Raw genomic sequence first — 25,348 nt, 5'->3', positions numbered from 1 at the left:
ACCTTGTCGTAAGGGATTGATAATCCGTGAGAGCCATAAGGGTCGGCCCACGCCCCGGTGCGTCTTACGCAGTGGCCAATTTTCCTCCCATGGGAGTGCCATGGTTACCCCTTGGGCGGATTGCAATCAGCAGCATGGAGAATGGTGATTATGGCGCAAGATTATGACCGTACCCTGGTGTCAGTGTTTGAAGAAGCCTTGACTCGCTACGCTCGCAGTGACGCCTTTAGCTGCATGGGTCAAACCCTCACATTCGGCGATATTGACAGGCTCTCCAGTCGCTTTGCCGCTTACCTGCAGCGAGAAACGAGTCTTCAGCCAGGGGACTGTATCGCCATTCAGTTACCCAACATTCTGCAATATCCGGTGGTATTGCTCGGTGCATTGCGCGCCGGGTTAGTCGTGGTGAATACCAACCCCTTGTACACCGAGCGGGAAGTTCGCCACCAGCTTCAGGACTCGGGTGCCAAGGCGCTGGTGGTGCTCGCGAATATTGCTGACAAAGCCGCCGCCGTGATCGAACAGACCGATGTAGAACAGGTTATCGTCACTGAACTGGCCGATCTTCACCCACCGCTGAAGCGCTGGTTGATCAATACGGTCGTGAAGTACATTAAAAAAATGGTGCCTGACTTTCATTTTCCGACGTCGGTTTCCTTTCGTCGAACCCTCGACAGCGACGCGACTCATAAGCCGACGGGCAGCATGCCGGAGGACGTGGCCGTACTGCAATATACGGGAGGAACCACCGGCGTGGCCAAGGGCGCAATGTTGACGCACCGCAATCTGGTGGCCAACATGATGCAGCTTAATCGCCACATGGATGGGCATTTCCGGGTTAATCAGGAATTCTATGTCGCGCCTTTGCCGCTGTACCATATCTACGCCTTTACGCTGCACATCACCTCCGCCATGGCACTGGGAAACCACAACCTGCTGATTCCCAACCCGAGGGATATCAAGGCCTTTGTGAAAGCCATTAAAGGCAAGCCTTTTACCTGCTTTGTGGGGTTGAACACATTGTTCAATGCGCTGTGCCGCAACGCCGATTTTGTCAAAATGGACTTCAGCCATTTGCGCTTGACGGCGTCCGGGGGGATGGCATTGACCGCCGCTGCGGCCAAGCGCTGGAAAGAGGTGACTGGCTCGGATATTTTGGAGGGGTATGGATTAACGGAGACATCGCCCGTGGTGGCCATCAATCCCCCCGATGGTATTCGGCTGGGCACGGTCGGTATTGCGCTGCCTGATACAGAGTGCAAGGTCATCGACGAAGATGGGCAGCGTCTCCCGAATGGCGAACCCGGAGAGCTTTGCGTGCGAGGGCCCCAGGTCATGAAAGGCTATCGCAATCGTCCCGATGAAACCGCGAAAGTCTTATCGGAAGACGGATGGTTCCGCACTGGTGATATGGCGCAAATTGATGAAGACGGCTACATCAAAATTGTTGACCGCAAGAAAGATATGATCAATGTATCCGGATTTAAAGTATTTCCCAACGAAGTAGAGGATGTGCTTTGCACGCATCCTGACATCGTGGAAGCGGCGGTGGTGGGTGTCCCGGATGAAGAAAGCGGCGAGTTGGTTAAAGCCTTTGTGGTGACGAGCAAAACATTGTCGGAAGCCGATGTGCGGGCATTTGCAAAAGAAAAACTCACGGCTTATAAAGTCCCCCACGCTGTTGAGTTTCGTGAGGAATTGCCAAAAAGCAACGTCGGTAAAGTATTACGTCGTGAACTGCGCGACGGAGACGCCAAATAACTACAAGGCTGATTTTCATAACGGAATCGCGATTCCGCGTTCTATCGTGTGACAAACATTGAGTGGTATCGATGAAACGAGCCCTGATTCTCTCCGGTGGCGGCGCGCGAGCCGCTTATCAGGTGGGTGTGCTGCAGGCCTTGGCCAGTATCCTCCCTGAAGAAACCGTTAACCCGTTCCCGATTATTTGTGGCACTTCGGCCGGCGCAATCAATGCGTTGGCCCTGGCCTGCCACCCCGGTAATTTTCGGGAGGCGGTGGCCTCCCTCGCGGGCATATGGGAGGGGCTGACTCCGGATCGGATTTACAAACACAGCTGGGGAGACCTGGGGAAAGGGTTTGGTTTGCTGGGGTTTTCGCTGTTTAACGAAGGGGTGGGGCGGACACGTCCTCTATCCATGCTGGACAACGGCCCGCTTTGGAATCTCCTGGGCACCTCGATACGCTTTGATAACCTCGATAAGGCGATTGCCAGTGGTAAATTGATGGCGGTGGTGGTCAATGCCATGGGCTACAGCTCAGGCAAATCGGTCAGTTTCTTTCAGGGCGCGCCCGATTTGGAAGGCTGGAACCGACACCGCCGTTTGGGTGTGCCCACCAAGCTGAAGCTGGAGCACCTGATGGCCTCAGCGGCCATCCCCACCATTTTTCCCGCAGTCCGTATTGACCGTGAATATTATGGCGACGGGGCGCTGCGGCAATTGGCGCCGATCAGTCCCGCGCTTCACTTGGGCGCTGAATCACTGTTCATCGTGGGTGTGAGCGGTAACCGTGAGATGAAAAAACCTGTTAAACCCCGGTCAGTCAAGCACTCTCCCTCTATGGCTCAAATTGTGGGACAACTGTTTAACAGTGCGTTTATCGACGCATTGGAGGGCGACCTGGAGCATATGGAGCGTATCAATCAGCTAGTGAAAATGATACCAGAAGGTCGCTTGTCCTCGGCGGGCCTGCCGTTGCGCGCTGTGGACAATCGGGTTATTTCGCCTTCGCGGGAGCTGGATCACATAGCCGGGCGCAAGGTGCGCTATTTACCGAAAAGTTTGCGCTTTTTCCTGAGGGCGATTGGTGCTACCACCAAAGGCGGCGGCGCGACAGCGGCCAGCTACCTGTTGTTTCATCAGGAGTTTATTCGCGACCTGATTGAACTCGGTTATCAGGACACCATGTGGGAGGCAGAGTCACTGCGTCCTTTCTTTGGTGTCTCGCCGTGATCGCCTGTAGAGTTCGACAGCTGTGTCATGCTGGCGTCCTCACGTTTTTGGCAATGCCTGCGATTGCCCTGACTGTGCTCGACAAACAACCCGTGGCCACCGTTGGAGACGTCGCGTTTCGCACATGTCTTCTCGAGGGTGAGCCGCGTCAACGCATCGTCCAGTGTGCGACTCTGGCCGTTCCCGAAAACGAGGCAGACCCGTCATCGAAAACCATTGAGCTATTGATTGTGCGGTTGCCGACGTCGGGAGCTCAGTCGACTGGAGATCCGTTGGTGGCTCTGGCGGGCGGTCCGGGACAGTCGGCCAGCGAAAGCTTTCTCTGGATGGACCGCTGGCTGAGCGATGTGGCCAGCACCCGGGATATTTATCTGATCGATCAACGCGGCACAGGCCACTCAAATCCCCAGCGTTGTGACCTTGCGGGGGTTGACGCTATGACCGGTGATGACCCCGAGCAGTGGCGCGCACTCGGTTCGGCCTGCCTGGAACAGTTCGAGGGGGACCCCCGGTTCTATTTGTCGGAGGTGGCAGTGCGGGATCTGGAACGGGTGCGCCGCGCCCTGAACCTGCCGCAGTGGAATGTTTATGGCGTCTCCTACGGAACGCGGGTTGCCCAATTGTATATGCGCCACTTTCCAGGCGCATTGCGGACCGTTGTGCTCGACGGTGTTCTCCCCCTGCCTGTGGCGTTGGGGCCGGAGATAGCAGTGTTCAGTGATGCGGCTCTAAAAGCCTTACTGGCGCAGTGCGAGGAAGACCCCTCCTGTCACGAACGCTTCCCGGAACTCGCCTCAGGCATAGTGGGCCTGTTTCAACAACTGTCCGGTGCACCGGTGATGGTCCGCTTTGAGTCCCTCAAAACGGGTGGCTGGCAGGAAATGCGTTTCGAGCGTGCCCACCTGACTGGCGTGATTCGTATGGCGTTGTACAACAGCCATCTGTTGTCCGTGTTGCCGCAGGCGTTGGAAGCCGCTTATCGGAATGAAGATTTCACCGTATTGGCACGTCTGTCCGCTGAGCTGGACTGGAGCGACCAAATGGCGATGGGAATGCATAACAGCATTGTGTGTTCGGAAGATGTGCCTTTCTACGCCGACGCGTCGACGGAACCGTTGAATGACACCTACATGGGGGAGACGCTGGTTCAGGGAATGAAAGCGCTGTGTGATGTATGGCCTCGGGGCAAGGTGTCCTCGGGCTTTAAAGCACCGTTGGTGTCATCGGTGCCGACGCTATTGCTCAGTGGTGAGCGTGATCCCATCACGCCGCCCGCTTATGGCGATCAAGTAAAAGAGGGCTTAAATCAGTCCCGCCATTTAGTAGTACCTGCCAGGGCACATCACGTCGGCCCGTCCGGTTGTGTTCCCCGGCTGATCGGTCAATTTGTCGAGAGTGCCGATGTGGATTCCATTCGGGCCGACTGTCTGCAGCGTACGCAGCCCGTCCCCCTGTTTTTTCATCGCAACGGGCCATCGCCCTGAGGACAGCTCGCTGTGATTGAGGCTTTCCAGTTATCCAAAACCTTCAAGCCCAAGGGCCGAAAAACGCCTCTGGTCGCGTTGCAGGACGTGAGCTTCGCGGCGCAGGACGGACAGATTACCGGCCTGCTCGGACCCAATGGCGCCGGTAAATCCACAACGCTGAGAATTCTCGCCGGCTTGATTCGGCCCAATGAAGGCGGCGCCACCGTGGATGGGTACGATGTGCTCTCAGACCCGCACAACGTGCGGCGTACCCTGGGCTTTTTGCCCCACAATGCGGGCCTGTATCCGCGCCTGACGGCACGTGAAAACATGGCGTACTACGGCCGCCTGTACGGCCTGACTCGCGGTGATACCCGGCAGCGCATTGACTCCCTGGTGGAGCAACTGGATATGCAGGCTTTTGCCGACCGGAGAACCGACGGGTTTTCACAAGGGCAGCGCACCAAGGTGGCACTGGGGCGTGCGCTGATCCATCGACCCAGAACCCTGATTTTGGATGAACCCACCAATGGGCTGGATGTTATGGCCACGCGCAACCTGAGGCGTATTTTGCGTGAGCTGCGTGATGCCGGGCACTGCATTCTGGTGTCCAGTCATATCATGCAGGAAGTCTCCCGCCTGTGTGATCGGGTAGCGATTATCAGCGAAGGACGGGTGGCCATGACTGACTCTCTGGAGGGCATTCTGACGCGCACTAAACAACAGGACCTGGAAGATGCGTTTGTCGTGGCCATTGGTGAGTCGCCGGAGGCGTTTGCATGAGCGCCTTCCTGACGTTATGGCTCAAGGAGATACGCGATAACCTGCGGGATCGTCGCTCCATGTTTTTTACGTTGTTGTACGGTCCATTGATGTTGCCGACGCTAATGATTGGGCCGTTGATTTTTACCGTCAATAAACACAGCGTGAATCCGGAGCAGACACGCCCCCTGTCGGTGGTGGGGTTGGATCGGGCGCCGAATCTGGCGGCGTATCTGGTGGGCCGCAATTTCAAACCAGAGTCCGTAGACGTTGAGCGGGAACAATTGGCTTCCTGGCTGCGCGATGGTGATGCATCCGTGGTGCTGGAGATTCCCGACACGTACGGTGCGGCACTGGCAGAAGGCGAGCCAGCCCCGCTCATGATTCATTACGACAGCGGCAATGATGCGGCAGAGCCTTTGCGCCGCCAGCTGAAATCGGCGCTCGATGCGTATCACGGCCAACTCAGAGAACTGCGCTATTGGGCAAGAGGCATTGATCCCGGCATCTTCGAACCTCTGAGTATCAGTGAACGGGACGTGGCGGAGCGAGAGGTGACGGAAGCATTTGTGGGCTTGATGCTGCCTTTTATCGTGCTGTTTTCCATGATGATGGGGGGCTTCTATCTGGCGGTGGACAGTACGGCCGGAGAGCGCGAGCGACTCTCCCTTGAACCGCTGTTGGCGCTGCCGGTGCCGCGGCGTATCTTGGTCGCGGGCAAATACGCCGCCGTGCTCACGTTTGTACTGTTGTCGTTGATCCTGCCGCTGATCACCGCTTTTATTGGTTTTCAGTTTATGGACGACAGCGGCTTCGCCAGTCGCTACGATTTTTCGATGTCCACATTTTTATGGACGGCGGTATTGTACTTGCCGGTCGCATTACTGCTGACGGCGTTTCTGTTGGTCATTGCCGCTTTTTCACGCTCGACAAAAGAGGCGCAGACGCAACTTGGCTTAGCCATGATGGTGCCGATGCTGCCGTTTTTTCTGCTCCAGTTTCTTAACATACCAGACACCCCCGGTACGGCGGCGGTGCCTTTGCTGGGGCAATACCAGATAGCACTAAACCTTGTGATGGGGCGGGGGATTGATATAGCGTCCCTGGCAGCGTCGGTGAGCGTTACGGTATTGCTGTCAGCCGGGTTGCTGCTCCTGACAGTGTATCGATACCGTCAGGAAAAAATCCTTCCGTAATAATGGTTGGATACAAAAAAGGCCCCGGTCTGATAAAGCACCGGGGCCTTTTGGTTTTACTCTGCATCGCCGTTCGATGGTTAGCCAGCGCGGCGCCGGAACAGAGGCAACGGTTGATCCACGGAGGATTGGTAGTATTCGGTGAAGTCGTTCAGCGCCTCGATGGCCGCTTGCAGGTGCTGCTCGCGGTCTTCCCCAAAGTCCATGGCGTTGACGCCGCAGCGACGCAGGTAGCACGCCTGCTCCGCCAGAAAGTAACCAATAGCACGCAGCTCGCCTTCGAAACCGAATCGCTCACGCAACATTCGCGCGGTGGTAAAAGCCCGGCCATCGGCGAAAGCGGGAAAGTGTACCGCCACCAGTGGCCGTTGACGTGCATCGTCGCCCAACTGGTCGGCGGTTTCATCGGTGTCGAGCCACACGCCGATATCCTGGCGATTGGCCAGCGTGGTTTTCTGGGCCTGCCATACGGCCAGCGGTACGATAACCTGACCCTCAGGAACCTTAACGCTGGAGGCATCCTCTTCCGATTTGGCCATCAGCGTCCACTCATTGTCGACGATGGCGCCGTCTTTAACTAGCTTTGGCATAGACGCGCTCCTTGAAGGGGGCAATGCCCACTCGGTTGACGGTGTCGATCAGGCGTTCTTCATCGGTGCGTTGCTCGACATACACATCGACAATTTTCTGCACCACGCTGGGCATTTCCTCAGCGTTGAAGGAAGGGCCAATCACCCGGCCCAGAGACGCTTCGTTGCCGGAATGGCCGCCAAGGGTGACCTGATAGAACTCCTCGCCTTTCTTGTCGACGCCGAGAATGCCGATATGACCCACATGGTGGTGACCGCACGCGTTCATGCAGCCCGAAATATTCAGGTCGATATCTCCCAGATCGTACAGGTAATCCAGATCGTCAAACTGGCGCTGAATCGCCTCGGCAATCGGAATGGACTTGGCGTTGGCCAGTGAACAGAAGTCCCCGCCAGGGCAGCAGATCAGGTCGGTCAGGGTGCCAATGTTGGGTGTGGCAAAACCGGCCGCTTTGGCACTTTGCCACAGTGTGTACAGGTCGGATTTTTTCACGTCCGCCAGTACCATGTTTTGCTCGTGCGTGGTACGTACCTCGCCGAAGCTGAACTGATCCGCCAGATCGGCAATCACTTCCAGCTGTTTATCAGTGATATCGCCCGGGGCGACTCCGGTCGGTTTCAATGACAGGTTTACGGCGGTGTAACCGGGCACTCTGTGTGGGTGGACATTGCGCTTGAGCCAGTTGGCAAATGCCTTGGTCTCGCTGGCGAGACGATCCACTTCCGCCTGGGCAGCGGTATCGTCCAGCGTTTCGTAGGCCGGCTCGGTGAAGTAACTCTTGGCGCGATCAATTTCTTCCTGGGTCAGGGTGGCACTGCCGTTACGCAGATGCTCCCACTCGGCCGCCACTTTCTCGGCAAATACCTCAGGGGTCATCGCACGAACCAGTATCTTGATGCGGGCCTTGAACTTATTGTCCCGGCGGCCAAACTGATTATAGATACGCAGGATGGCTTCCAGGTAAGTCAGCAAATGGGCTTCGGGCACAAATTCGTTAATCAGGCTGCCAATGACCGGTGTGCGGCCCAGACCGCCGCCCACGTAGACGCTGAAACCGACGTCGCCGGCCTCATTGCGCACGATTTGCAAACCGATATCGTGAACCCGAATGGCTGCACGGTCTTCCTGAGTGGCGCTCACGGCGATTTTGAATTTACGCGGTAAAAACGCAAACTCGGGATGGAATGTGGACCACTGGCGGATCAGTTCACAGTAGGGGCGGGGGTCCAGTAATTCATCGGTGGCAACCCCGGCAAACTGATCGGTGGTGGTATTGCGAATGCAGTTCCCGCTGGTTTGGTTGCAGTGCATCTCCACTTCCAGCAACTCGTCCAGAATATCCGGCACCTGCTCGAGCTGGGGCCAGTTCAACTGGATGTTCTGCCGGGTGCTGACGTGGCAGTAGCCTTTGTCATAGGTGCGGGTAATATGGGCCAGTTTGCGCAACTGGCGGCTGTTGAGCAGGCCGTAGGGCACACAGATGCGCAGCATGGGGGCCAGGCGCTGTACGTAAAGGCCGTTTTGCAGACGCAGGGGAAGAAATTCGGCTTCTTCCAGCTGTCCGTCGAGATAGCGCTCCATCTGGGCGCGAAACTGTTTCACGCGCTGCCCCTGGATGCGGCGATCGTATTCGTCGTAAATGTACATAGAGGGCTGTATTACCTGTACTGCCGAAGGGTTGCAAACCACGGTTGGTTCGGGGCCTGTGACTGGCCTCAAATGCGGCGTTGGGCCGCGGCGGAGGATACACGAAAAGCGCTTCCGGCGCGAGCCCGGCCGCCCTGGGCCTTAATCCCTGCAACATAGCAAAGGCGACGTCGGGTTTGAACCATTAATTTGGGCTAAGGTCATGCCGGTTGGTTATATCCGGCTTGTCAAAGCTCGGACAGGTATGGTTATATGCGGTATTCGGACGCTAATTCCCAGTGTACACCAGAGGAGAATAACAAAATGACGAATCCGACCCATACCACCACTGAGACGCACGAACCCAGTGAGAAAGACGCCATGGCCGATGCGATAGCCGCCGTGGCGCTTATTGCACTGTTTGTCGCCACCTGTATTTTCTGGATCAGCGGCCAGTAGCATTTCGGGTAGTCATTTGTACTCCCTGTAACATTAGTATTCCCTGTAGAGAGTCCGCCGCCAGGCGGGCTTTTTTGTATGATCCCGCCCATTCCTGCTCTTTTTGCTTTCCGATAACATTATCTCATTTGCGGATAGTTGTAACTGCAATTAAAATGCAAGGATATCGAAGAAAAGAGGCACGGCAAGTATGAGGTCATCAAATGGAGCAAGCGCAGCGGGCGGTGAGCGAATGACTCGGAGTGGTTTTCATTTGCACAACAGTTTTACGTTCTGGATCAACCGTCTGGCCAGCAGTATGCGTGAGGCGTTCAATCGCGCGTTGGAGGAAGAGGACGTTAGTTGGCCGCAGTGGATGATCCTCAACGTCTTGTTTCATGACTTGGCGCGCACTCCCGCGCAAATTGCTGACAATATTGCTGTGGACCGCTCGGCGGTTACGCGGTTGCTGGATCGGTTGGAACACAAGCAATTAATACAGCGTGAGCACGATGGACTGGACCGCCGTTCGGTCAAAATCCATCTCACTAAAGAAGGTGCCGGGCTGGTGGAGACACTGAACCAGCGGGCCGAAACCCATCAGGCTGAGTTTCTAAGCCAGCTTCACCCGACCGAAGTTCGAGCGTTCAAAGGGAATATTCAGAAGATGTTGAGGGCCGCGGATATCGACAGCCTGCAGCTGTGGAAGCACATGTAGCAACGCTATTTTCCAGTGAGTGCGGTGATGGCGCGCTCAGCCTAGGCGCCAGCGGTATGCAGCACCAGGCGGACCAGGAAAATAACCGCCACCACGAAAAGCACGGTAAAGATCACCCCCGCCGCGATATAAGGGAAAATGCTGCCGTGGCTGAAATCGCGCTCGCGATTCCGGTTGCTCTGCACCCCAAACGCCGCGGCAAGGGTGCTTAGCACAATCTGGAAGAAACCGGGTTTTCCCGCTCGCTTGGTAGATTTCGCCTGGGATGCCCGAACGTCTGATTGCTGTTTGGATGAAGCCATCAGCCACTCCGTATTGATTTGAAGGTTGTTATGACGGAATCCGTGGATCAGTTGATCGTACTGCCCGCCTGCGACGAGCCTCTGGAGATTGTACGCCAGGAAGCGACCTTTGTGGTGGTTAACAAGCCCACGCGTTTGCTGACCGTGCCCGGTCGCCACCCGTTAAACCGGGACAGCGTAATCGCTCGCTTGCGAGAGACGTGGCCCGACCTCCATGCCGTTCACCGGCTGGATTTCGATACCTCCGGTCTTGTCGTGGTCCCGCTGGAGCGCCGCAGCCTCTCTCACCTCAGCCGCCAGTTCCAGGCTCGCACGGTTAAGAAAACCTACACCGCCGTGGTTGAGGGGCTGGTGGTGGAGGATCAGGGGCGCATGGAGTGGGCGATGGAGCCGGACCGGGAGCATCGACCTTGCAGCCGACTGAGCGCTTCCGGAAAGCCGGCGCTGACGGAGTATCGCGTATTGTCCCGAGATACCGAGCGAGGGACCAGTCGCCTGGCGTTGCATCCCATTACCGGCCGTTCTCATCAGTTACGGTTGCACTGCAAAGCCCTGGGTCATCCAATCCTGGGGTGTGAATTTTATGCGCCGCCTTCTGTGGTGGCGCGGGCGGATCGGCTGCTGCTGCACGCGAACCGATTGAGCTTCGATCACCCGGAAACCGGGGAGCGCTTAACCTTTGAGGTGGATGTGCCGTTTTAAGTGCGCCAGCGTGCAAGCTCCGTGCGCAAACGGTCGCTTTCCTCCATTAAGTCCAGGGCCAGTGCAATACCCGCCAGATTGATGCCCAGATCGCGTTGCAGATTGGCGGCGCGCCTTACCCGGGTGAGGCAGTGTCCGTGAAATCGCCAGCGGGCCGTCTGTGGACCCAGCGGGTCTATGACGCCTTCTTGAACGAGTGCCACCACGAAGTCGGTTTCGACCCGGCAACTGTGGCACAACTCTCTCAGGCTCAGTTCGACTTCTTCTTCCAGAATGGGCCCACTGAGGCCTCGTGAGTCGGTTACCATAGTCAGTCCTCCAGATGACGGCGTGGGTTAAACGGCGTTGCTGAGGCCAGCTGCTCATACAGAGCTTTGAGGTTGTCGCTATTGGCGGGCGGTACGTGAATGCTGAGCTCCACGTACAGGTCGCCGGGTGGGTTGCCTGGCAATCCGCGGGCTTTAAGGCGTAGCTTGCGCCCGGTTTGCGAGCCGGGAGGTATTTTGAGTTCCACCGCTCCGGCGGGTGTGGGAACCTGAATTTTTGCGCCGAGTGCCGCCTCCGAGGGCGTCAGAGGCAGGTCGAGGAACAGATTGCGCTCCTCGACCCGAAAGTAGCGATGGGGGCGAAATTCCACTTCCAGATACAGATCGCCTTTCGGGCCGCCACCGAAACCGGCTTCGCCTTGCCCGGCCAACCGAATGCTCTGGCCGGGCTTGATACCTTTGGGAATCTTGATATTCAGCGTGCGGGGGCGGTTACTGGTTCGGCCCTGAGCGTCGACCTCCCGGTGCTGAAGTGTGATTTGCCGGGTCGCCCCGCTGAAAGCGTCTTCCAGATCAATCTGGATGCGGGCGTGTAGATCCTGGCCCGGCATACGCCGATTGCCGTCTTGCCGAAACCCCTGTTGCTGAAAGCCACCCCCAAACAGGTTCTCGAAAAAGTCACTAAAGTCACCGCTGGACTGATAGGAACCGCCACTGGCGCTGTGGGCCCCTCCGCCGGCCCCGAAGGGGTGATCCCAGGCCGGAGGTGGCTCGAAATCCTGGCCGCGCTGCCATTGGGTGCCGAGCTGGTCGTAGGCGGCCCGTTTTTCAGGGTCTTTGAGCACTTCGTAGGCTTCTCCCAGCTCTTTGAACTGGTCTTCAGCGCCTGGTTCTTTGTTGACGTCGGGGTGGTACTTTCGAGCCAGCTTCCGGTAAGCACGCTTGATATCGTCTTGGCTGGCATCGCGTTCAACGCCTAGGGTGTGGTAGTAATCCTTGTATTCCATCGTGATCGCTTGCCTCTTTACGTCACAACAATTTACATCACAGCAATGGTTTGAAAGCTTACTCTCCCTGAACGGTTGCCACCAGTGTTCGACGGCCCGCCCGGTTGCGGTGCTCGCACAGATAAATGCCCTGCCAGGTGCCCAGGTTCAACTGCCCATCCGTGATGGGTACCGTCACCGACGCGCCGAGGATTGAGCATTTGATATGGGCTGGCATGTCGTCGTCGCCTTCATAATCATGCTCGTAGTAGGGCGCTCGCTCCGGCACAAATTCATTAAAATGCCGCTCAAGATCGCCGCGCACGGTCGGGTCGGCGTTTTCATTGATGCTTAGTGAGGCTGAGGTATGCTGAATGAATAAATGCAGAAGGCCACAGCGTATCCCGGAGATATCCGGCAAACCTGCCATGACTTCCCGGGTAACGAGGTGAAATCCACGCTGTTTGGGCGATAGTTGAAACTCGGCTTGTCGCCACATACTACTGGTCTCCACGGCTGTCGAAAAGAATCAGAGTAACGCAAAGCGCTTAATGTTCAAGTGACGTGAGGGGGGCAATCTTCTCTGAGGGGCTTCGTCCTTTTGGCCGGTCAGCATGAAACCGGTTTACTATGCTAAAATGCGCGACCTTATAGTCCACCAAACCATAAAAAGGGGCGGTGGTGCCATCTCACAGTTGTGCCAATGGCGAGCCCTGCGTCGGCACAGTGTATTGTCAATCGGAGTCTGTTGCTTTATGTCTGATGCCGTGCGTGCGGCCCGGTGGCCCCGTGTTCCCAGTGCCATTCCCAAAGACAGAGCGCTTGAAGCGCGGCTGGAGGATTTGCTGGCCCAGTTGTCCCTGGAGGAGAAAGTGGGGCAGATGATTCAGCCGGAAATTCGCCATGTCACCCCAAACGACATTCGCGAATACCACCTCGGTTCGGTACTCAACGGTGGTGGCAGCGTGCCCAACAATGATCGTTATGCCACGGCGCATGACTGGGTGGCTCTCGCGGACCAGTTTTGGGATGCCTCGATGGATGATAGCGACGGCTATCTGGCGATTCCGATCATGTGGGGAACCGATGCTGTGCACGGGGTAGGCAACCTCGTAGGCGCCACACTCTTTCCACACAACATCGCTTTGGGAGCGGCTCGAGACCCAGAGCTGTTGCGATCGGTGGGGGAGGCCACCGCCCGTGAAATCGCCGCCACCGGTCTTGATTGGGACTTTTCGCCGACCGTGGCGGTGGCGAGGGATCACCGCTGGGGGCGCACGTATGAGTCGTGGTCTGAAGACCCCGAGTTGGTCAGTGACTACGCCGCAGCGATGGTCGAGGGGCTGCAAGGCCGGGCTGATGAGCAACTGGACGATCGGCACGTTATTGCCACAGCCAAGCACTTTATTGGCGACGGCGGCACCGTGAACGGTATTGATCGCGGAGACTGTCTTGATGAGGAAGCTCGTTTGCGCGATGTTCATGGGGCGGGGTACATCAGCGCGATTGAGGCCGGTGTGCAGGCGATTATGGCTTCATTCAACCGCTGGCACGGCGAGCACATGCACGGGCATCGTTACTTGCTGACGGAGGTGTTGAAAGACCAGATGGGGTTTGACGGATTGGTCGTGGGTGACTGGAACGGTCATGCCTTTATCGAGGGGGCCGAGGTGCTCAACTGTCCCCAGGCCGTGAACGCCGGACTGGATATCTTCATGGTGCCGCACCCGGAGTGGAAAACCTTGTTTCATAACACGCTGTCCCAGGCCCGGGATGGCACGATTCCTATGAGTCGCATTGACGACGCGGTGCGTCGCATTCTGCGCGTGAAGTTGCGCGCCGGTCTGTTCGAGCGCGGCAGACCGTCCAGCCGTGCGCTGGCGGGGCAGCAGGCACTGCTCGGCGCGCCTGAGCATCGTGCGGTGGCGCGTCGTGCCGTTCGTGAGTCGCTGGTGCTGTTGAAAAACCGCCACCAGCTTTTGCCGTTGAACCCGAAACAGCGCATTTTATTGGCGGGCGATGGCGCGGACAACATCAGCAAACAGGTTGGTGGCTGGTCGATTACCTGGCAGGGAACGGGGACCTCGATGAAGGACTTCCCGGGAGCGGCCACGCTGAGAAGTGCCTTTGACGCTGTGGTGCGCGATGCGGGTGGTGAGTTGATCGTGAATGCTGAAGGGCAGTGCGACCAGCCGGTGGATGTGGCGGTGGTCGTGTTTGGCGAGGACCCCTATGCAGAAATGCAGGGCGACGTGCAAAACGTGCAATATAAGCCCCGGGACACCCGTGACTGGGAATTGCTGAAATCCCTGAAGTCGCGCGGCATTCCCGTAATATCCCTGTTCGTCACCGGTCGTCCGTTGTGGGTCAATCGGGAGCTGAACGCTTCGGACGCTTTTATGGTGATTTGGCAGCCTGGTACCGAAGGCGATGGTGTCGCCGATGTTCTGTTCTCCGACAGCGAGGGACGCGTTCGCTACCCGGTTCAGGGCAAGCTCAGTTTTTCCTGGCCCGCTAGGCCCGATCAGGCACCGTTGCATCCGGACGTTCCCGATTACGCCCCGCTCTTTCCCTGCGGTTATGGTTTAGCCTATGGGGAGTCGGGCGAGATCTCCGACCATTTGCCGGAAGAAGGGTTGGTTTTGTCGGCCACGGAAGACGTGTGGCACCTGTTCCGCCAGCGTCCGCTCGATCACTGGCAACTGGAGGTTGAGGGCAACAAAAATGATCGCGCGGTGATGACGGGTAATCAAGTGTCGGTGTCGACGCTGACGGTCTCGGCGGTGGATCGCGAGGTGCAGGAGGACGCGCGTCGGGTGTGCTGGAGTGGCCAGGGCGCGGGGGTGGTGTCTCTGGCAACCCGCGACCGTCAGGTGCTGACGGATTACCTGCGCGATGCGGGGGCTGTTGTGGTGGATCTACGGGTGGATGTGGCCCCCAGTGCGACGGTGCAGATGCGCATGGGCTGTGGCCCGTCGGCCATTTCCGAGGTGGATGTGACGGATGAGTTGCGGCAGCTGGCCGGACAGGGCTGGACGACGCTGGTGGTGGCGTTGAGTCGCTTTCCGGATGTGGGGTCGGATTTTGGGCTGGTTTTGCCGCCGGAGGAGTTTTTCACGCGGGTACTGGAGCCGTTTTGTCTGGCCACGGAAGGGCGGCTCGATCTGACGTTCTCCGGGGTTCGTATTGAGAAAAACGCGGTCTGATTCTTTCATCGCTTTGAATGGGGTGCCGCAAATCACTTTCCCGTTGTGAGGCACGCCGTAAACCCATCCCTGGGGGCTCGGTTACCTGCCGTCCAGGCAGGTAACGGCCTCACAACGGGAAAGTGATTTGCGGCTGTGCCAAATTGACGCTGTTTCGCAGGTAGAGCGATATGGATGGAGGGCATGGTGCTATCTCTCCATTATTGCAGATGGCACGGCGTAGGGAGGTAAGAGCCCTTCGAGACCGTTACCCGCCTGGACGGCGGGTAACCGAGCCCCCAAGGATGGGTTCACGGCGTGTCTCGAAGGGCTCTTACCTCCCGGAGCGCCTTCTTCAAAGTGCTAACCCCAACTCCTTCATAGTGCGACGCCTAAACCCCACCCTTGATATTCCCGGCAAAGCCCCCAAATCCGCTTCAACGCATTTTTAATCCTCCGCCAGGCTGGCGGGGGGTGCATGTTTAACGCCACTGGCAGACTGATATAACAGGAGCTACACCTCATGACCGTGGACGCGCACAAAGAAACGCTCGGCTTTCAGACCGAGGCCAAACAACTGCTGCACCTGATGATTCACTCGTTGTATTCGAACCGGGAAATTTTCCTGCGTGAGTTGATCTCCAACGCGTCCGATGCCTCGGACAAATTGCGCTTCCAGGCGCTGGAGAACGACGCGCTTTACGAAGGTGACAGCGATCTTAAAGTGCGTGTCAGCGCTGATAAGGATGCCAATATCCTTACGATCAGTGATAACGGTATCGGCATGAACCGTGAAGAGGTTATCGATAACCTCGGTACCATCGCCAAATCCGGGACGGCACAATTTCTTAAAAACCTCACGGGTGATCAACAAAAAGACTCCAAGCTGATCGGCCAGTTTGGGGTGGGTTTTTACTCCGCGTTTATCGTTGCCGACAAGGTGGTGGTGACCACCCGCAAGGCAGGCACGGATGCGAATCTGGGGGTGCGCTGGGAAAGTGAAGGTGAGGCTGAATTCAACATCGAGAATATCGAGAAAGCTGAACGTGGTACCACCATTGAGTTGCACTTGCGAGAAGATGCTAAAGAGTTTGCTGATGACTGGCGCTTGCGCTCGATTATCAAGAAGTACTCGGACCACATCGACATCCCGGTGGTGATGCAGAAGCTGCAAATGTCGGAAGACGATAAAGAAGCCGAGCCGGAAGACGAGGTCGTGAACACGGCTACGGCACTCTGGACCCGCTCGCGCTCCGAGGTGAGTGACGAGGAATATAAAGAGTTCTACAAACACATCAGCCACGATCACGCGGACCCGCTCACCTGGAGCCATAACCGTGTGGAAGGAAACCTGGATTACACCAGCCTGTTGTACGTGCCTGAACACGCCCCGTTTGACCTTTATAACCGCGACGGTGCCCGTGGCTTGAAATTGTATGTTCAGCGCACCTTCATCATGGATGATGCGGAACAGTTTTTGCCGTTGTACCTGCGCTTTATCAAAGGCGTGGTGGATTCCAATGATTTGTCGTTGAATGTTTCCCGGGAAATTCTGCAAAAAGACCCCAACATCGACACTATGCGCACCGCGCTGACGAAACGTGTTCTGGATATGCTGGATAAGCTGGCGAAAAAAGAACCCGAGCAATACGCCTCGTTCTGGAAAGAGTTTGGCCAGGTGCTCAAAGAGGGGCCTGCTGAGGATTTCGCCAACCGCGAAAAAATCGCCAAGCTGCTGCGTTTTGCCAGTACCCATACCGACAACGCGAATCAGGATCAGTCCCTGGACGACTATATCGGTCGTATGAAAGAGGGACAGGACAAGATTTACTACATCGCGGCGGAAAATTTCAACACGGCGAAAAACAGTCCCCATCTGGAAGTTTTCCGCAAAAAAGGCATCGAAGTGGTGCTGATGTATGACCGCGTGGATGAGTGGCTGATGAGCCACCTGCATGAGTACGACGGTAAGTCGTTGCAAGACGCCGGGAAGGGCGAGCTTGACCTGGGAGAGTTGGACAGTGAAGACGAGAAAAAGGCCCAGGAGGAGCAGGCTGAAGCGCTGAAACCCTTGATCGAACGGGTGAAAAAAGCGCTTGGTGAGGAAGTGGCGGAAGTACGCATTACTCACCGTCTGACCGAGTCTCCGGCCTGTGTGGTGGTGGCCGAGCACGAGATGGGTGCCCAGATGCGCCGCATTCTCGAGCAGGCGGGCCAGGCCCTGCCGGAAACCAAGCCGAGCTTTGAAATCAACCCCGATCATCCGCTGGTTCAGAAGCTGGATCAGGAGGCCGATGAAGACCGCTTTGCGGATTTGGCGAAGGTGCTGTTCGATCAAGCTAACCTCGCCGAAGGCACCCAGCTTGAAGATCCGGCGGCTTATGTGCAGCGGTTGAACAAACTGTTGCTGGAACTCAGTCACTGAATGGCGGAGGGCGGATGGGGAAAGCCCATCCGCCAGGCTCACCCCCGCAAACCGGGCGCCCCCTTGCGCGCACGGAAAGTCCGGTATAAGCTAGCCTAAGTTGTTGAAAATGGACAAGAATAAGTGCGAGGAGAGCACAGGAAGCAGCGATCGCTCTTCTCACCAATAACAGGGCATACGCCATGACGAAATCGGAACTGATAGAGTACATTGCCGAACAGCAGGGCCAGCAACTGCCGGTTAAAGACATTGAGCTGGCGGTGAAGCTTATTCTCGACCATATGGCCGATGTGTTGTCATCCGGCGAACGCATCGAGATTCGCGGTTTTGGTAGCTTTTCGCTGCATTACCGTGCGCCTCGCATGGGCCGCAACCCCAAAACGGGTGAAACCGTTGAACTGGAAGGCAAATACGTCCCCCATTTCAAACCGGGGAAGGAGATGCGCGATCGTGTCAATGAAAGCCTGCATGACTGACTCAGACTCTCAAATCAGCTCCCTGGCCGACGCACTGTTTAACGTTGACCGCTTCCCTACAGCCAAACGGCCGCCCCAAGAGGGACTCTTTGCATGAAACCCCTCTGGCGCTGGATGAAAATCATCGTCCTGATTCTTGCCTTTGTGCTGGGCCTTTGGTTTGCGCTGGAAAACGCTCAAGCCGTACCGGTGACGCTGCTAGGTATTGCTCTGCCCACCTTGTCCCTGGGGGTGTGGTTGCTGGTTTTTGCCGTTTGCGGTGCGCTGCTCGGTATGGCCGTGGCACTGATGCCGGTAATGAGTCTGAGACGTCAATTGAAAACTCGTGACCGCCAACTGGCGCGCTGTGAGAAAGAGCTCAAGCAATTGCGCCTGCAACCCATCCGAGACTGATTGCAATGGTCGATATCGGCTTGTTCGGCCTCCTGGTGGTCGCCATTGCTGCGGGTTTTTTCCTCGGGTGGCGGCAACGGGGGCGTCGCCTACAACAAGATGACCGCCATTTCGGGCCCAAGTATTTCAAAGGCCTCAGCTACCTGTTGAACGATGAAGCAGACAGTGCTGTCGACGCGTTTATCGATTCCCTTGAAGTCAATCCGGACACGCTGGAAACGCACCTGGCATTGGGCAATTTGCTGCGCCGCAAGGGGGAAGTGGCGAAGGCCACCCGTATCCACCAGAACTTACTGGCCCGCCCCAGCCTCACCACCCAGCAACTGCACGAAGCTCAACTTGAGCTGGCGCGGGATTTTATTCGCGCCGGCTTGTTGGACCGCGCGGAAGGCTTGTTGCAGGAACTGGTGGATGTGAACAGCCAGTATAAAGCCGAAGCGCTGGGTCACCTGATCGAAATCTACCAGGATGAAAAGGACTGGGGCAAGGCGATTGAGTCAGCCAATCAGCTTAGCCTGCGACGGTTCGGTCGTCAGGCGGCGGGGGAGAGGGCCATAGCCCGTGCGCACTTTTGTTGCGAACTGGCAGAAGATGCCATGGAACAAAATGACATGCTCGCCGCCCGTCGCTACCTGCAAAATGCGCTCGGTTTTGATCGCCAATGCGTGCGGGCGAGCCTGTTGTGGGGCGAGATGGAACATCGGCTGGGCAATGAGCGTGAAGCGCTGAAAGCGTTGCACCGGGTTCCCCATCAGGACCCTGAATTGCTCGTGGAGTCACTCGACCTGTTGTGCGCCTGTTACGAACGACTGGGAGACCACCGGGGCTTGCAGCGCTATTTGGAAGAGCTGTTGGCGCAATACCCGAGCAGCTCGCTGGTGATCAAAATGGCCGAGCAGGTCCGCTGGGCGCGAGACGATCACGCAGCGGCCGACTTCATTGCCGAGCACCTGCGCCGACGGCCCACGATTAAACTTCTGAATCGTGCGGTGGAGCTCTATTTACTGCATTCCGAAGGGCGCGCCAGGGACAATCTGCAACTACTGAAACAGCTGGTGGATCAGGTGATGACCGCCAAGCCCAGCTATCATTGCAAGAAATGCGGGTTCGCTGGAAATCAGATGCACTGGTTGTGTCCGGGCTGTAAAACCTGGGGCAGTATCACCCCGATTACCGGGGTGGAAGGCGAGTAGGGCCCGGTCAGGTGAAATTTTCTGTCAATCCCCTATAATGTCCCGCCGTCAGGCTGCGTCAACACGTCCCACAACAAGACAGCCGGCACCCCGTCGGTAGGGTCCGCTGCGCTCAGGCCAGCGAAGTATCCCCGGGGAGCAAGTCCATGAATTACTACCCAAAACGGAGACACATTGTGAAAGCACCTGTACGCGTTACCGTTACCGGCGCCGCCGGCCAAATCAGCTACTCCCTCCTGTTTCGCATCGCCGCTGGAGAAATGCTTGGCCCGGACCAGCCGGTTATCCTGCAATTGCTCGAGATCACCCCGGCGCTGAAGGCCTTGCAAGGTGTGGCCATGGAGCTGGATGACTGCGCGTTCCCGCTGTTGGCCGGTATGGTCTGCACCGACGACGCTTCCGTTGCCTTTAAGGACACCGATTATGCGCTGCTGGTCGGGGCCCGTCCTCGTGGTCCGGGGATGGAGCGTAAAGATCTGCTCGAAGCCAACGCCAAAATCTTCTCCGTTCAGGGCAAGGCACTGAACGATCACGCTTCCCGTGATGTAAAAGTATTGGTGGTGGGCAACCCCGCCAACACCAATGCGCTGATCGCCCAGCGCAATGCCCCGGACCTTGATCCGCGCCAGTTTACCGCCATGACACGGCTGGACCACAACCGTGCACTGACCCAACTGGCTCAGAAAACGAACAAAACCATTAACGACATTACCCATCTCACCATTTGGGGTAATCACTCATCGACTCAGTACCCCGACATTCATCAAACGCAGGTGGCCGGTACCAACGCGATGGAGCTGGTGGATCAGTCCTGGTATGAAAAAGACTTTATCCCGGTGGTTCAGAAACGCGGTGCCGCCATTATTGAAGCCCGTGGCGCTTCTTCCGCTGCCTCTGCCGCCAACGCCGCTATTTTCCATATGCGTGACTGGGCTCTGGGTTCAGCCGAGGGCGATTGGGTCAGCATGGGTGTCTACAGCGATGGCAGCTACGGCATCGAGAAAGGCTTGATTTACTCCTTCCCTTGCGTGTGCAAAAACGGCGAGTGGGAAATTGTTCAGGGTGTAGACGTCAACGACTTCTCCCGTGAGAAAATGCAGGCGACCGAGAAAGAGCTTCTGGAAGAGCGTGATGCGGTGAAGGATCTGCTGCCGGCCTGATCCAGTGTGTTAACGCTGAAAGGAAACCGCCATGGCATCCAGGGTGCCATGGCGGTTTTTCTATAAATGGCACTGCGCCGTGTCTATGCACCTGCCTTAATCATCATCCTGGCGCGACGGCTCTCGCCAGCGGCCAGTGTCCATCCTTCGTCCAGTACAGCCCCGCGCTCCAGACATACGAACGTTTGCTCGTTGCCCGCCCCCATATCCTTCATCTTGGCCGCTTTTTCGGCGCCTGGATTCCACGCGATCAGACTGGGTGCATTGTCGTGCTCAATGCGTAAGCTCGGGTTGGGACCCAATTCCACCGGCTCTTCAATGCGCTCAAATACCCGATCCACCTCTCCCGGGAACATCAATGGGCCTTTTTGCGTGAGTCGAGCGTGGTTTTGAAGGTTATCCCGGTACTGTCGTCCTGCGAGCGCAGGAACCACTGCCCGAGCGACATCGTCCACCGGCAGGTAAGAATGCAGCGCCCACGTGAAGTAAGCCTCGGCCCTGGATTCATTGCGGATCTCCAGCTCCAGCTCGGCGTGCTGGCCGAGCCGCATGCGCAACCGAGCGCTAAACGCGGCGGGGTAGAGGTCGTCCCCGGCGTGATTCAGCTCAAAGGACAGTTCACAGCGCCCGTCTTCAGCCTGGGCGATTTGGGTTAGCATCCAGTCCCGAGTGCGGGCAAAACCATGTTGAGGCTTATCACCGTCCGGGTGGGGACCAAACCAGGGGAGACACACCGGAATGCCGCCTCGGAGTGCCTTACCGGCTTCAAAATGGCACTGTGGGCTCAACCAGAGCAGCGGCGTGCCGTCGGCCCGTACCAGAGAGAGCAGCTGTGCTCCCTGAGGCGCGACAACCGCTTCGCACAGAGCGGAGCGGATGTGAATCAGCGGCAGGCCTTCGCCCTGTGAGTCCGGAAAGAGAGACTGACTGTCGGTCAGAGTGATTCCCTCATAGGGCGCGATAATCTCGGCCAGTTCTGCCATGGGTTCTCCTCGATAAATAGCGTTCGATGAATCAGGATTAAACCCGGTATTTTACGTCAAGCGGCCCTTTGCGGACCATTGCTCTTTCTTCGGCGTTTACCCCCGGACATACAGTCAGTATCATGCGCATCCTGAAATCGGCGATTGACAGAGGCAGGCGTGAGTCAACAGCAATTTGTGACCGGGCAGCGGTGGGTGAGTGACACTGAGGCAGAACTGGGTTTAGGTATTGTTCTGGAAGTGGATGAGCGGCAACTGACGTTGGGGTTTCCCGCCGCCGGGCAGCGGCGAACCTACGCTCTGCGCAGCGCGCCGGTCAGCCGTGTGCGCTATCAGGTAGACGAAGCGGTTCAGCATCAGGATGGTACCTCTATTACCATTCGCGAAGTCCTGGAGCAGGGGCTGTTGCTCGCCTATCGCGGTGTGACCGAGGAAGGTGAAGAGCAACTGATTCCGGAGTTCGAGCTGGATAGCTTCGTGCAGTTCAGTACCCCAAGGGAGCGGCTGTTCTCCGGGCAAATCGACAAATATCGACACTTCAGTTTGCGTTACCAGACACTGGAGACCATGCATCAGCATCGGGCCAGTCCCGCCTATGGGTTGAGTGGACCGCGTGTGCAACCGTTGCCCCATCAGCTGTACATTGCCAGTGAAGTGGCCCGTCGGCCAGCGCCCCGAGTGCTGTTGGCGGATGAAGTGGGGCTGGGGAAAACCATTGAAGCCGGCCTGATCCTGCATCAGCAATTAATGACCGGGCGGGTACGCCGGGCGTTGTTGGTGGTTCCGGAAAGCCTGCAGCATCAGTGGTTGGTCGAAATGCTCCGGCGCTTCAATTTGTCCTTCACGTTACTGGACGAAGAACGCTGCCAGGCGCTTATGAGTCTCGATGATATTGACCCTTCCTTGCTGCCGGAAGGCGAAGACATTGTGATCGCCGAAGCGGATGACAATCCGTTTGAAAGTGAGCAACTCATTTTAACGTCGCTGGAATTTCTGGTCGGCAGTCCGAATCGCTACCAGCAAGCAGTAGACGCCGGATGGGATCTGCTGCTGGTGGACGAAGCTCACCACCTGCAGTGGCAGGGTGGCGAAGCCAGCCCCGAATATGCCTGTATCGAAGGCTTATCCAGTGTGGCCGCCGGGCTGCTGCTGTTGACCGCCACGCCCGAACAGTTAGGGATGGAAAGTCACTTCGCCCGGCTGCGCCTGTTGGACCCCGAACGTTATCACGACTTGGCGACGTTTCTGAGCGAGCAGGCGGGATACGCGGCGCTTAATGAGCAGGTCCAGCAGTTGCTGGCCGCGCGGGATGCGGATACACCCCATTGGCCAGCAGATCTGGAGGCCGAGCTTTCCCACTGGCTGTCGAACGACGCCCTGCAACGTCTCAAGCGTGAGGCCGAGGAGAGCCCGGTTGCCGCGCTGGATTCAGCGATTCACCAGCTCCTGGATCGCCACGGTACCGGGCGCGTGCTGTTCCGCAATACCCGGGCCTCTGTCAGCGGCTTTCCGCAGCGCTGTTTGCACCGTCATGAGCTGGATATTGATGAGCAGTTGCTCGCGTTGAGCGAGCGCCCTTTGCGCGAACAACTACAACCGGAAAGCTTCTGGCAGGATGAAACCGGTGAAGATTGGTGGTTGGTGGACCCGCGGGTAGCGTGGCTCACTGAGTTCCTGAAAAGCCGTCGCGGTCACAAGGTGCTGGTTATTTGTGCCAACGCCGACAGCGCCCAGTCGCTTGAACTGTATTTACGGTTGCGCAAAGGTGTGGCTTCCGCCGTTTTCCATGAAGGGCTGAGCTTGTTGGAGCGTGATCGATCCGCCGCGTATTTTGCCGACGGAGAAATGGGCGCCCAAGTGCTGATTTGCTCCGAGATCGGCAGTGAAGGCCGCAACTTTCAGTTTGCCCAAGACCTGGTGCTATTCGACCTTCCCCTCAATCCGGACTTACTGGAGCAACGCATCGGGCGTCTGGACCGCATTGGTCAACAGGGCGATGTGAATATCCACGTTCCCTTTTATCCCGATACCGCACAAGAGCGGCTGATGATGTGGTATCACGAGGGGCTTGATGCGTTCGAGCGCACCTGCGCAATCGGGCGTGCTCTGTATGATGCTCAAGAGTCCAGGTTGTTGGCCGCGCTGGTGGATAGTGACAGCTCGGCTTTCGAGGCATTGCTCGACGACACTCGTGCAAAAGCCGATGCGTTGCGCGAGCAATTACAGGCCGGTCGGGATCGCCTGCTGGAGCTGAATTCGTGCCAGCCGGACAGAGTGGCACCACTGGTGTCGGCGCTTCAGGAGCAGGATCATGATCCCACCCTGGCTGATTATTTGGAACGTGTGCTTAATGCCTTTGGTGTGGATCAGGAAGAGCACAGCGAAAAAGCCTGGGTGATCCATCCGAGTGAGCACATGCGTGTGCCACATTTTCCAGGTTTAATCGAAGATGGCATGACCATTACGTTCGACCGAAACCTGGCCCTGTCGCGTGAAGATATTCATTATCTCAGCTGGGAGCATCCGTTGGTCCACGGCGCTCAGGAAATGATCGCCCACAGTGAGTTTGGCAATACCGCCCTGGCCACAATTAAACTGCCTCCATTGAAACCCGGCACCTTGTTGGTGGAAGCGTTGTTTGTTCTGCACTGTCCGGCCCCGACAGAGTTGCAGTTGGACCGTTATCTACCGGAGTCCGTCTTACGGGTGTTAATCGATCCTAAAGGCAAGGACTTGAGTCAGGTGCTGAGCGTTGAAAAGCTGGATGAGCTGCTGCAAAAAGTGCCTCGTCCATCCGCTCAGGATCTGGTGCGACATGCCCGTCCGCAACTGTCAGCCATGATGGATCAAGCCGAAGCATTGGTCGGTCCGCGCCAACAGGCGCTGGTCGACGACGCTCTGGCGGCTGCCAGCCGCACGCTCTCGGCGGAAAAGGAGCGCCTGGAAGCGCTGGCAGAAGTGAACCCAAACGTGCGTCGCCATGAAATTGAAGCGCTGGGTGAACAGCGGGATCAGGCGGAATCGTACTTGCGGCGTGCGCAATTGCGCTTGGATGCGGTGCGGGTCATCATGACGGTTTAAGTGGAGCGGGACTATGTATATTTTTTCAGCCAATGGTACGGCACGTGTGGATCGCGATGATATTCGCAAAGGGGATCGAAAGCCGTTCATTGTGTATATCGATTATGTGGACCGTTTTGGCGCGGAGCAGTTGTGCAAGGTGTACTTGATGCGCGCCGGGTTCACGGATATCGAGATTGAGAACCATAAGTTTGTCGGGGAGTCGCTGCGCAAGGATCCTCGTGTGGTGGAGGCCGATAAGGCAATGCAGGCGGCGATCAAAGGCGGTTACATGATTCAGATGTTTGATGAGTAAGGGGACTTTGTAGGTCGTCGGCAGGCAAGCACCTGCTCCATTGGGAGACCCGCCGTAAATACTTCCCTGTAGGCTTCATGTCGGCATCCATGCCTCCAAGAGTCTCCCAATGGAGCAGGTGCTTGCCTG

The 25,348-nt window shown here is 57.2% G+C and carries 23 protein-coding genes; 16 read left to right on the top strand and 7 right to left on the bottom strand.

Annotation, left to right across the window (positions count from 1 at the left end):
• Positions 1-150: 150 nt before the first annotated feature.
• The 5 genes from ACQCLF_RS15270 (at position 151) to ACQCLF_RS15250 (ending at position 6,399) form a co-directional block, all read left to right on the top strand.
• The gene (locus ACQCLF_RS15270) at positions 151-1,761 is read left to right on the top strand and encodes an AMP-binding protein (RefSeq protein WP_426988836.1); all 1,611 of its coding nucleotides are present in this window, start codon (positions 151-153) and stop codon (positions 1,759-1,761) included.
• A 71-nt stretch (positions 1,762-1,832) separates the two neighbouring features.
• Positions 1,833-2,975 carry a patatin-like phospholipase family protein gene (locus tag ACQCLF_RS15265; protein WP_426988834.1) on the top strand — a complete coding sequence of 381 codons (1,143 nt, stop codon included), beginning with the start codon at positions 1,833-1,835 and terminating at the stop codon, positions 2,973-2,975.
• Positions 2,976-3,028: 53 nt separating this feature from the next.
• Positions 3,029-4,459 (top strand): alpha/beta hydrolase, encoded by a 1,431-nt coding sequence (locus ACQCLF_RS15260; protein WP_426988832.1) that lies wholly within the window; start codon positions 3,029-3,031, stop codon positions 4,457-4,459.
• Between the two features lie 12 nt (positions 4,460-4,471).
• Complete coding sequence (locus ACQCLF_RS15255) at positions 4,472-5,224, top strand: ATP-binding cassette domain-containing protein (RefSeq protein WP_426988830.1); 753 nt, start codon at positions 4,472-4,474, stop codon at positions 5,222-5,224.
• Positions 5,221-6,399, top strand: coding sequence for an ABC transporter permease (locus tag ACQCLF_RS15250; RefSeq protein WP_426988828.1), 1,179 nt, complete (start codon positions 5,221-5,223; stop codon positions 6,397-6,399). Before ACQCLF_RS15255 ends, ACQCLF_RS15250 begins: the two co-directional genes overlap by 4 nt.
• Before the next feature lie 80 nt (positions 6,400-6,479).
• On the opposite strand, the gene ACQCLF_RS15245 is transcribed toward ACQCLF_RS15250, so the two are convergent.
• Both ACQCLF_RS15245 and ACQCLF_RS15240 read right to left on the bottom strand, forming a co-directional pair.
• Positions 6,480-6,989: a DUF934 domain-containing protein gene (locus ACQCLF_RS15245; protein ID WP_426988826.1), complete on the bottom strand. Its 510-nt coding sequence runs from the start codon at positions 6,987-6,989 to the stop codon at positions 6,480-6,482.
• Entirely contained in the window at positions 6,973-8,637 is a 1,665-nt protein-coding gene (locus tag ACQCLF_RS15240; protein WP_426988824.1) for a nitrite/sulfite reductase, read from the bottom strand. The genes ACQCLF_RS15245 and ACQCLF_RS15240 overlap by 17 nt, the downstream gene beginning before the upstream one ends.
• 303 nt (positions 8,638-8,940) lie before the next feature.
• Between ACQCLF_RS15240 and ACQCLF_RS15235 the strand changes: the two genes are divergently transcribed.
• Complete coding sequence (locus ACQCLF_RS15235) at positions 8,941-9,075, top strand: hypothetical protein (protein WP_426988822.1); 135 nt, start codon at positions 8,941-8,943, stop codon at positions 9,073-9,075.
• 232 nt (positions 9,076-9,307) lie between these two features.
• Entirely contained in the window at positions 9,308-9,772 is a 465-nt protein-coding gene (locus ACQCLF_RS15230) for a MarR family winged helix-turn-helix transcriptional regulator (RefSeq protein WP_426988820.1), read from the top strand.
• A gap of 41 nt (positions 9,773-9,813) precedes the next feature.
• Here ACQCLF_RS15230 and ACQCLF_RS15225 read toward each other — a convergent pair whose 3' ends face one another.
• Entirely contained in the window at positions 9,814-10,074 is a 261-nt protein-coding gene (locus ACQCLF_RS15225) for a DUF2970 domain-containing protein (RefSeq protein WP_426988818.1), read from the bottom strand.
• 30 nt (positions 10,075-10,104) lie between these two features.
• On the opposite strand from ACQCLF_RS15225, the gene ACQCLF_RS15220 reads away from it, so the two are divergent.
• A complete protein-coding gene (locus ACQCLF_RS15220) occupies positions 10,105-10,776 on the top strand; it encodes an RluA family pseudouridine synthase (protein WP_426988816.1) in 672 nt (223 codons plus the stop codon).
• Here the strand turns inward: ACQCLF_RS15220 and ACQCLF_RS15215 are convergent.
• Genes ACQCLF_RS15215 through ACQCLF_RS15205 form a run of 3 tightly spaced genes read right to left on the bottom strand, consistent with a single transcriptional unit; the run spans position 10,773 to position 12,527 of the window.
• Positions 10,773-11,084, bottom strand: coding sequence for a chaperone modulator CbpM (locus ACQCLF_RS15215; protein WP_426988814.1), 312 nt, complete (start codon positions 11,082-11,084; stop codon positions 10,773-10,775). The genes ACQCLF_RS15220 and ACQCLF_RS15215 overlap by 4 nt on opposite strands.
• A gap of 2 nt (positions 11,085-11,086) precedes the next feature.
• Positions 11,087-12,049, bottom strand: coding sequence for a DnaJ C-terminal domain-containing protein (locus tag ACQCLF_RS15210; RefSeq protein ID WP_426988812.1), 963 nt, complete (start codon positions 12,047-12,049; stop codon positions 11,087-11,089).
• 58 nt (positions 12,050-12,107) lie between these two features.
• A complete protein-coding gene (locus tag ACQCLF_RS15205) occupies positions 12,108-12,527 on the bottom strand; it encodes a secondary thiamine-phosphate synthase enzyme YjbQ (protein ID WP_426988810.1) in 420 nt (139 codons plus the stop codon).
• A 256-nt stretch (positions 12,528-12,783) separates the two neighbouring features.
• Here ACQCLF_RS15205 and ACQCLF_RS15200 point away from each other — a divergent pair, with 256 nt between their 5' ends.
• The 6 genes from ACQCLF_RS15200 to ACQCLF_RS15175 all read left to right on the top strand — a co-directional run bounded on the left by ACQCLF_RS15200 (position 12,784) and on the right by ACQCLF_RS15175 (position 20,860).
• Positions 12,784-15,234 (top strand): glycoside hydrolase family 3 protein, encoded by a 2,451-nt coding sequence (locus tag ACQCLF_RS15200; RefSeq protein WP_426988808.1) that lies wholly within the window; start codon positions 12,784-12,786, stop codon positions 15,232-15,234.
• Positions 15,235-15,736: 502 nt separating this feature from the next.
• Positions 15,737-17,638: a molecular chaperone HtpG gene (htpG, locus tag ACQCLF_RS15195; protein ID WP_426988806.1), complete on the top strand. Its 1,902-nt coding sequence runs from the start codon at positions 15,737-15,739 to the stop codon at positions 17,636-17,638.
• A 182-nt stretch (positions 17,639-17,820) separates the two neighbouring features.
• A complete protein-coding gene (gene ihfB / locus ACQCLF_RS15190) occupies positions 17,821-18,114 on the top strand; it encodes an integration host factor subunit beta (protein ID WP_426988804.1) in 294 nt (97 codons plus the stop codon).
• A 93-nt stretch (positions 18,115-18,207) separates the two neighbouring features.
• Positions 18,208-18,507: a LapA family protein gene (locus tag ACQCLF_RS15185; RefSeq protein ID WP_426988802.1), complete on the top strand. Its 300-nt coding sequence runs from the start codon at positions 18,208-18,210 to the stop codon at positions 18,505-18,507.
• A 5-nt stretch (positions 18,508-18,512) separates the two neighbouring features.
• Positions 18,513-19,700 (top strand): lipopolysaccharide assembly protein LapB, encoded by a 1,188-nt coding sequence (gene lapB, locus ACQCLF_RS15180; protein WP_426988800.1) that lies wholly within the window; start codon positions 18,513-18,515, stop codon positions 19,698-19,700.
• A gap of 176 nt (positions 19,701-19,876) precedes the next feature.
• Positions 19,877-20,860, top strand: coding sequence for a malate dehydrogenase (locus tag ACQCLF_RS15175; protein WP_426988798.1), 984 nt, complete (start codon positions 19,877-19,879; stop codon positions 20,858-20,860).
• Positions 20,861-20,943: 83 nt separating this feature from the next.
• On the opposite strand, the gene ACQCLF_RS15170 is transcribed toward ACQCLF_RS15175, so the two are convergent.
• Positions 20,944-21,843, bottom strand: coding sequence for a D-hexose-6-phosphate mutarotase (locus ACQCLF_RS15170; protein ID WP_426988796.1), 900 nt, complete (start codon positions 21,841-21,843; stop codon positions 20,944-20,946).
• Positions 21,844-22,002: 159 nt separating this feature from the next.
• Here ACQCLF_RS15170 and rapA point away from each other — a divergent pair, with 159 nt between their 5' ends.
• Both rapA and ACQCLF_RS15160 read left to right on the top strand, forming a co-directional pair.
• Positions 22,003-24,924 (top strand): RNA polymerase-associated protein RapA, encoded by a 2,922-nt coding sequence (rapA, locus tag ACQCLF_RS15165; RefSeq protein ID WP_426988794.1) that lies wholly within the window; start codon positions 22,003-22,005, stop codon positions 24,922-24,924.
• 13 nt (positions 24,925-24,937) lie between these two features.
• A complete protein-coding gene (locus tag ACQCLF_RS15160) occupies positions 24,938-25,219 on the top strand; it encodes a hypothetical protein (RefSeq protein WP_426988792.1) in 282 nt (93 codons plus the stop codon).
• Positions 25,220-25,348 lie beyond the last annotated feature (129 nt).

The sequence above is a fragment of the Marinimicrobium sp. ARAG 43.8 genome (genome assembly GCF_050113635.1).
Taxonomy (GTDB): Bacteria; Pseudomonadota; Gammaproteobacteria; order Pseudomonadales; family Cellvibrionaceae; genus Marinimicrobium.
The sequence above is the reverse complement of the archived record's forward strand: the minus strand, read 5'-3'. Positions and strand labels throughout refer to the sequence as shown.

Excerpts from the sequence above, each read along its gene's own strand:
- ACQCLF_RS15240 (WP_426988824.1), bottom strand. The coding sequence starts at position 8,637 with ATGTACATTTACGACGAATACGATCGCCGCATCCAGGGGCAGCGCGTG.
- htpG (WP_426988806.1), top strand. The coding sequence starts at position 15,737 with ATGACCGTGGACGCGCACAAAGAAACGCTCGGCTTTCAGACCGAGGCC.
- ACQCLF_RS15200 (WP_426988808.1), top strand. The coding sequence starts at position 12,784 with ATGTCTGATGCCGTGCGTGCGGCCCGGTGGCCCCGTGTTCCCAGTGCC.
- ACQCLF_RS15260 (WP_426988832.1), top strand. The coding sequence starts at position 3,029 with ATGCCTGCGATTGCCCTGACTGTGCTCGACAAACAACCCGTGGCCACC.
- ACQCLF_RS15210 (WP_426988812.1), bottom strand. The coding sequence starts at position 12,049 with ATGGAATACAAGGATTACTACCACACCCTAGGCGTTGAACGCGATGCC.
- ACQCLF_RS15215 (WP_426988814.1), bottom strand. The coding sequence starts at position 11,084 with ATGGTAACCGACTCACGAGGCCTCAGTGGGCCCATTCTGGAAGAAGAA.
- lapB (WP_426988800.1), top strand. The coding sequence starts at position 18,513 with ATGGTCGATATCGGCTTGTTCGGCCTCCTGGTGGTCGCCATTGCTGCG.
- ACQCLF_RS15170 (WP_426988796.1), bottom strand. The coding sequence starts at position 21,843 with ATGGCAGAACTGGCCGAGATTATCGCGCCCTATGAGGGAATCACTCTG.
- ACQCLF_RS15225 (WP_426988818.1), bottom strand. The coding sequence starts at position 10,074 with ATGGCTTCATCCAAACAGCAATCAGACGTTCGGGCATCCCAGGCGAAA.
- ACQCLF_RS15265 (WP_426988834.1), top strand. The coding sequence starts at position 1,833 with ATGAAACGAGCCCTGATTCTCTCCGGTGGCGGCGCGCGAGCCGCTTAT.
- ihfB (WP_426988804.1), top strand. The coding sequence starts at position 17,821 with ATGACGAAATCGGAACTGATAGAGTACATTGCCGAACAGCAGGGCCAG.
- ACQCLF_RS15235 (WP_426988822.1), top strand. The coding sequence starts at position 8,941 with ATGACGAATCCGACCCATACCACCACTGAGACGCACGAACCCAGTGAG.
- ACQCLF_RS15205 (WP_426988810.1), bottom strand. The coding sequence starts at position 12,527 with ATGTGGCGACAAGCCGAGTTTCAACTATCGCCCAAACAGCGTGGATTT.
- ACQCLF_RS15245 (WP_426988826.1), bottom strand. The coding sequence starts at position 6,989 with ATGCCAAAGCTAGTTAAAGACGGCGCCATCGTCGACAATGAGTGGACG.
- ACQCLF_RS15160 (WP_426988792.1), top strand. The coding sequence starts at position 24,938 with ATGTATATTTTTTCAGCCAATGGTACGGCACGTGTGGATCGCGATGAT.
- ACQCLF_RS15185 (WP_426988802.1), top strand. The coding sequence starts at position 18,208 with ATGAAACCCCTCTGGCGCTGGATGAAAATCATCGTCCTGATTCTTGCC.
- ACQCLF_RS15230 (WP_426988820.1), top strand. The coding sequence starts at position 9,308 with ATGACTCGGAGTGGTTTTCATTTGCACAACAGTTTTACGTTCTGGATC.
- ACQCLF_RS15270 (WP_426988836.1), top strand. The coding sequence starts at position 151 with ATGGCGCAAGATTATGACCGTACCCTGGTGTCAGTGTTTGAAGAAGCC.
- ACQCLF_RS15220 (WP_426988816.1), top strand. The coding sequence starts at position 10,105 with ATGACGGAATCCGTGGATCAGTTGATCGTACTGCCCGCCTGCGACGAG.
- ACQCLF_RS15250 (WP_426988828.1), top strand. The coding sequence starts at position 5,221 with ATGAGCGCCTTCCTGACGTTATGGCTCAAGGAGATACGCGATAACCTG.